General features: G+C 64.2%; 9 protein-coding genes. 5 read left to right on the top strand and 4 right to left on the bottom strand.

What is annotated here, in order from left to right:
• Window positions 1-416: 416 nt before the first annotated feature.
• Together AAF563_24995 and AAF563_24990 are read right to left on the bottom strand one after the other, a co-directional pair.
• Window positions 417-662, bottom strand: coding sequence for a DUF1289 domain-containing protein (locus AAF563_24995; protein MEM7124556.1), 246 nt, complete (start codon window positions 660-662; stop codon window positions 417-419).
• Between the two features lie 159 nt (window positions 663-821).
• Window positions 822-1,754, bottom strand: coding sequence for an alpha/beta hydrolase (locus AAF563_24990; GenBank protein MEM7124555.1), 933 nt, complete (start codon window positions 1,752-1,754; stop codon window positions 822-824).
• Between the two features lie 75 nt (window positions 1,755-1,829).
• Between AAF563_24990 and AAF563_24985 the strand changes: the two genes are divergently transcribed.
• The gene (locus tag AAF563_24985; protein MEM7124554.1) at window positions 1,830-3,038 is read left to right on the top strand and encodes a Rid family hydrolase; all 1,209 of its coding nucleotides are present in this window, start codon (window positions 1,830-1,832) and stop codon (window positions 3,036-3,038) included.
• Between the two features lie 104 nt (window positions 3,039-3,142).
• Window positions 3,143-3,847 carry a hypothetical protein gene (locus AAF563_24980; GenBank protein ID MEM7124553.1) on the top strand — a complete coding sequence of 235 codons (705 nt, stop codon included), beginning with the start codon at window positions 3,143-3,145 and terminating at the stop codon, window positions 3,845-3,847.
• 10 nt (window positions 3,848-3,857) lie between these two features.
• On the opposite strand, the gene AAF563_24975 is transcribed toward AAF563_24980, so the two are convergent.
• On the bottom strand, window positions 3,858-5,309 hold the full coding sequence (locus AAF563_24975) for an amidase family protein (GenBank protein MEM7124552.1): 1,452 nt from the start codon (window positions 5,307-5,309) through the stop codon (window positions 3,858-3,860).
• 77 nt (window positions 5,310-5,386) lie between these two features.
• On the opposite strand from AAF563_24975, the gene AAF563_24970 reads away from it, so the two are divergent.
• Window positions 5,387-6,523: a hypothetical protein gene (locus AAF563_24970; protein ID MEM7124551.1), complete on the top strand. Its 1,137-nt coding sequence runs from the start codon at window positions 5,387-5,389 to the stop codon at window positions 6,521-6,523.
• A 7-nt stretch (window positions 6,524-6,530) separates the two neighbouring features.
• Window positions 6,531-7,307 (top strand): hypothetical protein, encoded by a 777-nt coding sequence (locus AAF563_24965; GenBank protein ID MEM7124550.1) that lies wholly within the window; start codon window positions 6,531-6,533, stop codon window positions 7,305-7,307.
• A 264-nt stretch (window positions 7,308-7,571) separates the two neighbouring features.
• Here the strand turns inward: AAF563_24965 and ubiA are convergent, their stop codons facing one another.
• A complete protein-coding gene (gene ubiA / locus AAF563_24960) occupies window positions 7,572-8,471 on the bottom strand; it encodes a 4-hydroxybenzoate octaprenyltransferase (protein MEM7124549.1) in 900 nt (299 codons plus the stop codon).
• Between the two features lie 72 nt (window positions 8,472-8,543).
• On the opposite strand from ubiA, the gene AAF563_24955 reads away from it, so the two are divergent.
• Window positions 8,544-9,308 (top strand): 16S rRNA (uracil(1498)-N(3))-methyltransferase, encoded by a 765-nt coding sequence (locus tag AAF563_24955; protein ID MEM7124548.1) that lies wholly within the window; start codon window positions 8,544-8,546, stop codon window positions 9,306-9,308.
• Window positions 9,309-9,503 lie beyond the last annotated feature (195 nt).

Raw genomic sequence — 9,503 nt, 5'->3', positions numbered from 1 at the left:
GTCTTTGCACCGCATGCCTCCACCTCGGACTACGCTGCGTGAAGTCCAGTAGCAGATGTGTCACCCTTTCAGGTCATCCATCAAAAATTTCTCCCACCCGATTTCTGTTCTTGTCCGGAGGGTACTATGGCTGTTTTTGAACTACATGTATACAAAAGAAGGAGTTATAGGCGTGAAAAGGCGTTTGATTGCGCGCATAAAAACGCTCCTGATTATAATGCGATTACGATGGGACCGCAGAATTGAGAATTAATGGACCGTGATACTCTGTGATGAGTGTGAACAAAGGGAGAGATGATGCTTTCTGCGTCGTCATGGACAGTGTCCCATGCAGGTGCGATGTCAGTTATTCTTCTGGCAATTGTCACCAAGATTTGTCACTGAGTGTCCCGGGTATTCAGGATACAGGGTCTGCTCTAGGCCGCCACCGGCGGCTGCACGCCTTTCTTCGCACACTTGCGCAGATAGACCTTTCGCCAATACTCGTGCCGGCCCAGTTGTTTCTGTTGGTCTATGAGGCGCTCAATAAACGCTATCTTCTTCTTGTTGTTCTTTAGTTTCTTGTAACTCTTTTTTTGTTTTTTGGTCATCGTGCATCCGATGCACCGGTCCTGCATTTTGAACTTGCAGACATCAACGCAAGGCGACGGGATCTTCGGCAACGCTGGGCTCCTTCACGTGGGCTCTTGTGTTTGACCGGTGCAGGGGCCGGACCGACGCATTCTGCTTATCCTCGCTATCACTGTTCCGCCGTCGGGCTCAAGCCCTGACTCGATGGCCTGTCCGTCAACGGTGTTGATCACCTGTGCCAGGAGGCTGCCCTAGAGGTGACGTTTCAGGAAGTCGCAGATCAGTCCGTATTCGCGCGCGGCCGCCGGGCCGGTAAAGCGGGCGCGCATGAAGCCGTGGATCATGCGCTTGGCCTCGCGATAGGTGACGGCGCCGCCGTCGGCTGCGATTCTGGCAGCGAAGTTGCGGCCGTCGTCACGGATCGGATCAATCTCCGCCGAATGCACCCAGAACGGTGGCAGACCGGCAAGGCTGTTTGCCATGATCGGGCGGGCATAGGGGTCGTCGGTGTCGCGGTCTTTGGAGAGATAGAGGTTGCGGTACTTGATGGTGCCCTCGCGGGTCAGGCCCGGCCCGTCGGCATGTTCGATGTAGGACGGATGGTCGTGGTCGAGCCCGGTGGCCGGATAGATGATGGCGACGCAGGCGACGGCAGGGCCGTCTTCATCGCGCGCTTTCAGGGCGAGCGCCGCGCCCAGATTGCCGCCCGCGCTGTCGCCGGCAAGACCGATACGCCCGGCGTCGACACCGAGCGCCGCCGCGTTCTCGGCCAGCCAGGTCAGGACGCCCCAGCAGTCGTTGAAGGCGGCGGGGTAGGGATGTTCCGGCGTCAGGCGGTAGTCGACGCTGACGACCACGCAGTCGGCGTTGTCCGCATAACCCCAGGCGATCGAATCGGAGCTGTCGAGGTCGCCCAGCATGAAACCGCCGCCGTGCATGTAGATGACGGCGGGCGCGGAGTCGGGCGCGTTCGCTGGCCGGTAGATGCGCACGGGCACCTTGTGCTCCGCCGTCTCGACAACGTCGTCACGGATCGCCATGTCGTCGGGTGGCGGCCGGTTGGTGGCGGCCGCGTACGCTGTCCAGAACCGGCGCTGGTCTTCCGGCGTCTCGCCCTTCGGGCCGATCTTGTCGCGCACGTCGACCAGGAATTGCATGTCCGGATGGATGTCTTTTGCACTCATGACTTTCCTCTGGCTTGACCCTTCGCCCGGTCGCACCCAGGCTTCGACGAAACAGCATCATAGGAGGAAGAGGTCATGGGCGAACAGGTCTGGCGGCTACCTTACGGACGCTCACATGTGATTTCGGCCAAGGCCGGCCCGCTGATGTTCGTCGGCGGTGCCGGTGATTTCGACGGCGACGGTCAGATGCGCCATCCCGATGACCTGAACGCTCAGATCGAAGGCGCCATGACCAATGTCGCGGAAGCATTGGCGCTCGAAGGCGCCGGGCTGGAGGACATCGTCCGCTTGAAGGTGTTCTATTCCGCCGACCCGGGTGAGGACGGGCTCGGCGTCATCGCGCGGCTGGTTGATCCAATCGTGGCCGACCTTCTGCCGGCAGTGACGGCCAACCCGGTACCGCTTCAGCCTTTCGCCGGGCAGACGGTACAGATCCAGGCGATTGCGCAGCCGGGCTGGCGCGATAGCGACCACCGCTCTGTCAGCCGGCCGGTGCCGGACGCGCACAAGGAGAGCTTCCGCGGTCGGGACCTCACCGTCGGCCTGCGTGCCGGCGAGTTCATCGCGGTGCCCGGCCGCACCGGTGAGAGCGCTGGTGCCGACGGCATCGCCCAGACGCACGAGGTCATGCAGGGTCTGACCGACACGCTGGTTGAACTCGGTGCCTCAATGCAGGACGCGATCAAGAAGGAAGGCTATTACTTCGGCACGACCCAGGATGAGTGGGCCGCCATGGCGGCGGTACGCGCGACCTATTTCAAGGAACCCGCTCCGCCGGCGACCGTCGTTCCGTGTCATCGCCTTTGGCCCCAGGATGCGCTAACCAAGGTCGAGGTGCTCGCGTTTCGCGAGGAATGGAACGGCTTCGATAAATACATCCCGCGCGGCGACAGCTGGCCCAAGCGGGTTTGGGACTGGCCGATCCCCGTACCCTACCGCCAGGGCAGCCGCCTGCGCGGCACGATCTGGACCGGCGGCCAGGTGCCGTTCGAACCGGGCCGGAACCGTGGCGTCAACATCTACCCCGGCGAACTCTTGCCGCAGACCCGTTTCACCATGAGCTATATCGACGACATCCTGCGCGGCTTCGATGCGGTCTCGTCTGATCTGGCGCTGCTGGTCTGTTACTTCACGTCATCGGGTAGCCAGGAGGAGACCGAGCGCTTCCTCGACACCGTCGCCGATTGTGTCGCCGGCCCGTTGCCGCCAATCACCTGCGTGCCGCAGCCGCACATGCACAACCCGGATATGACCGTCGAAATCTGGGGAGTCGCGCGCGGTTAGGCGCCTCGCAGGAGCCATTGATCGTAGCCGCGTTTCGACCGATTCGGGCGTCTGCTATGCTCTGAGGGCCGAACGGCATTGGCGTCAAACACTGGTCGGGATGCATGAAGCGGGTGAAGTGGCGGGCGATCTGGCTGGTCTGCTGGGCATTGATTCTGATCGCGGACTTTCTGTTCGGGCTTAGAACCCATCTGTCTTCACTGGTCACCGGCGCTGAACTCGATGAGCCCGACATCTTCCATTACCGGCTGCAGACGGGGCTGCTGGTCGTCTTTGTCGTCGTGGCGCTGGCGCCGGTGGTCTGGCCAATTCTGCAGCGTCTGTTCGTCGAAAAAACACCCACGAAACCGGTCGAGCTCGAACGCGACGAACGCGATGCCAGCCTTGCCGAGGCGCTCAGTTATCTCGTGCACCAATCCGCTTGGGGTGCCGCCCGTGATACCGCGGATGAGGATGGACTCCAGGACGCCGCAGACCTCCTCGAAGAGGCCGCGCGAAAGGGGAGGCTGCACGTGCGGGGCGTACCGCCGGGCGGCACATCCCGCGAGACCGTTACGGCCGACTACTGGCTATCGGCCGCCATCGACATGGTGGCGACCCTCGACGGCACCGGCAGCGGCGGCCAAGGCGTCGCGCGCGACAAGAAGAAGGGCGGACACATACCGATCTATCAAGCAATGGTCGTCGACCGTGAAGCGCTCAAGAAACTCTGGCCACCGGACAATGCCTGGCGACGCACGAGCCGGGCGACGGCGCGAGGTCTCGCCCAAAGTGTCCGGCTCGCCAATCGTAAACCGAACCCGGACTGACGCGGCGAGGTCACGAACGATTCTGATCCATGCCTCGATTCGCTGACGCCGGCCGCCCGTCGGCCCACGGGTGGACGCGTTCCAGAATGGCACCGAGCCTTAGGACCTCGTGGTCCGACCACCACGGGCCGATGATCTGGAGCGCGGTCGGCAGGCCGGACACCGTAAAACCGGACGGCACGCTCAGGGCCGGGTTGCCGGTCAGGTTGAAGGGGTATTGGTAGGCGGTCCAGCTTTGCCGTGTGATGCCGCAAGGCTTGCCGTTGATGACCACATCGCTGGTCGCGTCGAACTCGGCCAAGAGCGGCGGGCAGGCGGTGGTCGGGGACATCACGACGTCATAGGTCGCGAACAGCGCCTGGACGCGGTGATAGAGGTCGCCGCGCGCAGCCTCAGCGTCGGCGCGGTCGGCCAGCGAAAAGGCGCTGCCCCATTCGCCGAAGGTGACGAGCGACGGGGTGAGCTGGGCGCGCTGGTCCGACGTCATCGCCTCGATCATGACGTGGAAGGCGCTTTGATAGAGCACGCGTCCCGCCGGCTCCGCCCAGTCGAAACCGTCAGGGATCGGTTCGACGCGGGCACCCAAGTCCTCATAGACGGCGAGCGCGGCCCGTGTGTTGGCGGCGACCTCCGGGTCGATCTCCGGGTTCGCCATTTTCTCCGCAAAGCCGATGGTGATGCCCTTAAGATCGTTGCCGACCAGCGCCGGGCAGGCTGCCGCCTGGCCCTGGGCCAGGCTCCAGGGGTCGCTGGCGTCGGGGCCGGCCATGACATCCAGCATCAAGGCGGCGTCGCCGACCGTGCGTGTCATTGGCCCGGTATAGGACTGGTTGGCGAAGGGGTCGCCCTTGGCTTCGTGGGGGATCCGGCCGCGTGTCGGCTTCAGGCCAACAATGCCGGCGCTGGCCGCCGGGCCGCGGATCGAACCGGCGCCGTCCGTGCCGACCGCCAGAGGCGCCAAACCCGCCGCGACAGCGGCCGAGGCGCCGCCCGATGAGCCGCCGGGCGTCCTTGAGAGGTCCCAGGGGTTGCGGGTGATGCCGGTCAGCGGGCAATCGGTCAGGCCCTTGTGGCCGAACTCCGGCGTCGTCGTCTTGCCCACGATGATGGCGCCGGCGGCCTTCAGCCTGGCGACGGCCGGCGCGTCGTGATCGGCGACCGTCTCGGCGAACAGCAGGGAGCCCTGTTTGTTGTATTGCCCGCCGACCGCCACCAAGTCCTTCACGCTGACCGGAACGCCGTGCAGTGGTCCGAGCATGGTGCCCTTGGCAACCGCGTCCTCGGCGGCCTGTGCGGTTTCGAGCGCCTCGCCGGGGGTTACGGTGACGAAAGCGTTGATGGTGTCCTGGCTCGCTTCAATTGCCGCCAGGACGGTGCGAACATAGTCGACGGGCGAGAGGTCGCGACGCCGGATCAGCGCCGCCGCCTCGACCGCCGAGAGATAAAGCAGATCGTCGGTCATGGAAGCATTGCGCGCCCAGGGGCCAGGCGGGTCAAGAGCTTTTGGGATAGATTGGGACGTTAGGGGGGATTACGGACGTGTTGATCAGCGCAAGCGGCTATCAGTTCGACTTCAAGAAGTCGGTACCGTTGGATCCGTTCCCGGTCAGCGCCAGGCTGCGCGGCAATATTGTTATCGGTGCTCTGCTCGTCCTGATCGCGATCGTTTGGACCGGCGTCAATCTCTTTATCGGCCAAACCCTGGTCCAGGAACCGATGCCGGTGCCGCTGATCCTGATCCCGGTGATCGGCATTGGTCTGGGTCTGCTCGCCTTCGCTTGGCGGATCATCATGTACCGTCGTGTCATCACGATCGACCGCGATCTGGTGACGATCGATCAACGCACGTGGTGGCGAACCAAGCGGCGAACGGCGGCGATGACGACCTATCCCGGTGTACTGCGCAAGAAGGTTACCTACACCCGCAACAAGAAGACGTATGAAGCCTTTCTCAGCCTGCTCACCCATGCGGACCGCGGCATGACCGTCGTGCTTGCCGCGTCGCAGGACGAAGCCGACGGCCGCAAGCAGACCGAGGAATACGCCCGCTGGCTCGACAAACCGGCGCTGGAGGAAACTGCCGACGGTTACCTGGCACGCGATCCCGAAGACCTCGACAAGCCGCTCGCGCAACTTGTTGCCGAAGGCAAGATCGTCTCCAGCTACCGTTCCGGCAGCACACCGCCCGCCGAGGTCAAGGTCGAGCAAAGCGACGACCTGATCGTCGTCAGCTTTCTTAAAGGCGCCATCGCCATGTGGGTGTGGGCGCTGATCGCCGGTGTCGCGGCGGGCGCGGCCTTTGTCATCATCGCGTTCGCGACGGATCTCGACGCCAGGATCGCCGGTGGTGCCGTCGCCTTTCTGGTCCTTGTCGGGGTTCTGTTTTTCGCGACCCGGCAAATGCGCACGACCCGTCAGATCCTGATACGGCGCGCCAATCTGAGCCTGGCCAGCACGACGAAATCCGGGCCTGAGATCAAAAAAACCATGGCGCTCGACGACATCGAGACGATTCGTGTCGCCAAGACCCGCTATTACGGCTGGGCGCTCCACATCGACACGGATGCCGGCTCGCTGACCACCGGTGAAGGCATGCCGCGGCGCGCGCTGACCTGGGTGCAGGACCTGATCATCGCGGCGGTCGCGACGGCGGGCGGCGGCAATCGCCAGGCGTAATCCGCGCATGACCATGTCACCTCAACTTGCCCGCGCGCTCGCCTATCCGTTCGACCCGCCCGGCCACTCCTTCGTGTTCGTCGCCGGAGAGGGTTACCGCCTGGTCGAGAGCGGTACCGACCTGTTTGCCGACGCCCGGATCGAGCGCGACGGCAGCCACGTCCATCTGGGCCGCGCGCTCGCCGAGCTTGGAGCCGGTCAGACTGATGGCATGGAGCGGCGGACACCGGTCGTGGGCTACGGCTCCAACGCCTCGGCCGCGCGCCTGGCTGAAAAGTTTGGCGACGGGCCGGATCACGTCATTCCGGTGCTGCGTTGCCGCCTCTACGATCACGATGTCGTCTACGCAACTCACTTCGCCAGCTATGGCTCCCTGCCGGCTGCTGTTTTCTCAAGCCCCGGCACCGAAGCTGAGGTCTCGGTCAGCTTCCTGACCGACCACCAGTTGGAGGTCATGCATGCATCGGAGGGCGATAACTATCGCTTCGGCGTGCTGGAAACGGTGATCGAGGTTGAGGGCCTTGGCGCCCTGAAGAACCCCTCGACCTACATCACCGTTCACGGCGTCTTCGGGCTGGAGGGATCGCCCGTCGCGTTGAGCGCGATCAGCGCCCGCCGGCGGCGTTTTGCCGCGCGCGATCAAAAGACCGTGTTGGAGGCCGCATGCCACGCTCTTGGCGGCGGCGATATCGATACCTTCGTCTCCGCCATGGTCGCCGACAAAGCCCATCGCTTGGATCAATGCCGGGCGCTGCGCCGCCACGCGATCGCACACGGGGACTAGCCCGCATTTCTCACTCTCCCGCTGGTCTGCGTTTCGTTGTGGCGAGTGCTATGAGGGCGAAGGACGCGAAAAGCGTATGACGACATACGGTTGAGCGGCTTTCGCCCGCAGATGGCAGCCAGAACGCAACCCTGCGGGCCGGGTGAACGCGGTGACAGCGCGCGTCGACCGGCTCGACCGATGCGCTGCATCGCTCTTCACCGCCCTCCTTCTCTGTCACCACGTTGACCCGGCGCAGACCGTCGGGAGTGTGAGAAATGCGGGCTAGCCGATGGCCAGCTGACCGGCGACGACGGCGACAAAGACGATCACGCCGATCTGTGCATTGGAAAAGAAGCGCTTCTGGCACGACGCCGGCGTATCCAGATCAACCGAACGCACCTGCCAGATCAGATGCGCGGCCACGGCAATCACGATCAGATAGAACGGCCAGGCGAGACCGGCGGTCAGGCCTGACGCAATCAAACCCATCATGAAGACGCCATAGAACCCGCTGACCCAGGGCTTCGTCTGGTCGCCGAACCTCAGCGCCGTCGACTTGACGCCGACCGCCAGGTCGTCGGTCTTGTCCTGATGCGCATAGATGGTGTCGTAGCCGATTGTCCAGGCGATGCACCCGGCATAAAGCAGCAGCGCCGGCAGGCCGAGCTCGCCCTTGACCGCGACCCAGCCGACCAGCGCGCCCCAGTTGAATGTGAGACCCAGGAAAAGCTGCGGCCAATAGGTGATCCGCTTCATAAGCGGATAAAGCGCGACCAGCCCGAGCGAGGCGGCGCCGATGAGGATGGCCGAGCGGTTCAGTTGCAGCAGGATTGCCAGGCCGACCAGCAGCAACAGGGCGAGGAACACCAGGGCGGCCGGTACGGAGATGACGCCGCTTGCCAGGGGGCGGGCCCGCGTTCGCTCGACACGGGCGTCGAAATCGCGGTCCATGATGTCGTTGATGACGCAGCCGGCGACGCGCATGACGAAAGCGCCGATCAGGAACAGGATCAGGAGGCGCAGGTCCGGCCAGCCGCCGTCGGTGGCCAGCGCCGTCGACCACCAACACGGCCACATCAGGAGCCAGACGCCGATCGGGCGGTCGACCCGCGACAGCTTCAACCACGGTTTCAGGCTATCCGGCGCCTTGCGGTCGACCCATGTGGCGCCCGGTGGGCCCACAATTGATCCTGGACTGTCATTCGATGACATGGTTTACGCCGGTCCCATCAACCTGGTTCCAGGGAAGTCACCATGCTGCGGATCGACGGCCGGCCCGTCCCACGCCTTTATGTCGAAGCCGGTCTGGAAGCGGGCCGCCCGGTGCCGTTGGCCGAGGCGCAGCACCACTACCTCGCACGGGTCATGCGCTTGAAGCAAGGTGATGCGGTCGCGCTGTTCAACGGCCGCGACGGTGAATGGCTGGCCCATCTTGACGGGGCTGGCGCTGTCGCCAGGCGCTGCCTGCGCGACCAGGGCCTGGAACCCGACATCTGGCTGGTCTTCGCGCCGATGAAAAAGGAACGCCTGCGGTTTCTGGCCGAAAAGGCGACCGAACTCGGCGTTTCCACGCTGGTGCCCGCCATGACCGAGCATGCCAGCGCCCCGGCGCCGCGCGAGGGCAAGATGCGCGACTGGGCGGTCGAGGCCGCCGAACAATGCGGCAGGCTGAGCGTGCCGGACTGCATGGCTCCGCAAGCCATGGCTGCGATACTGGAGGCCTGGGACGAGGCGCGCTGCTTGATCCTGTGCGACGAAACGGGTGGCGGGAAACCGGCGATGGCGGTGTTCGCGCGCGGCGCGCAGGCGCCCGCGGCGCTTGTGGTCGGCCCGGAAGGCGGCTTTTCCGACCGGGAACGCGATCTGATCGGCCGGATTCCCGTCTCGGTTGCCGTTGGTCTTGGCCCCCGCATCCTCCGTGCCGAGACCGCCGCCGTGGCCGCTCTTGCGTATTGGCAAGCCGCCCAAGGTGACGCTAGGTTAAACCCCGCTGCCGCTCGGGACATACAAGACGCCTGAGGCTCTATCCTTTGTCTATTCCTTCCGCGCTGAATACCACACCGCTTACCGACAAAAGCCAGCTCATCGAGCGGCTGGAGAGCGGCTGTAAACCGCCCGAGACTTGGCGCATCGGCACCGAGCTGGCTTTTGTCGGTAAGCGGTGTGGTATTCAGCGCGGAAGGAATAGACAAAGGATAGAGCCTCAGGCGTCTT

This window comes from Pseudomonadota bacterium (genome assembly GCA_039028155.1).
In the GTDB taxonomy this organism is placed as follows: Bacteria; Pseudomonadota; Alphaproteobacteria; order SP197; family SP197; genus JANQGO01.
The sequence above is the reverse complement of the archived record's forward strand: the minus strand, read 5'-3'. Positions and strand labels throughout refer to the sequence as shown.

Bases quoted from the DNA above. Each gene is read 5' to 3' on its own strand.
- AAF563_24990 (MEM7124555.1), bottom strand. From the start codon at position 1,754: ATGAGTGCAAAAGACATCCATCCGGACATGCAATTCCTGGTCGACGTG.
- AAF563_24955 (MEM7124548.1), top strand. From the start codon at position 8,544: ATGCTGCGGATCGACGGCCGGCCCGTCCCACGCCTTTATGTCGAAGCC.
- AAF563_24985 (MEM7124554.1), top strand. From the start codon at position 1,830: ATGGGCGAACAGGTCTGGCGGCTACCTTACGGACGCTCACATGTGATT.
- AAF563_24965 (MEM7124550.1), top strand. From the start codon at position 6,531: ATGACCATGTCACCTCAACTTGCCCGCGCGCTCGCCTATCCGTTCGAC.
- AAF563_24980 (MEM7124553.1), top strand. From the start codon at position 3,143: ATGAAGCGGGTGAAGTGGCGGGCGATCTGGCTGGTCTGCTGGGCATTG.
- AAF563_24975 (MEM7124552.1), bottom strand. From the start codon at position 5,309: ATGACCGACGATCTGCTTTATCTCTCGGCGGTCGAGGCGGCGGCGCTG.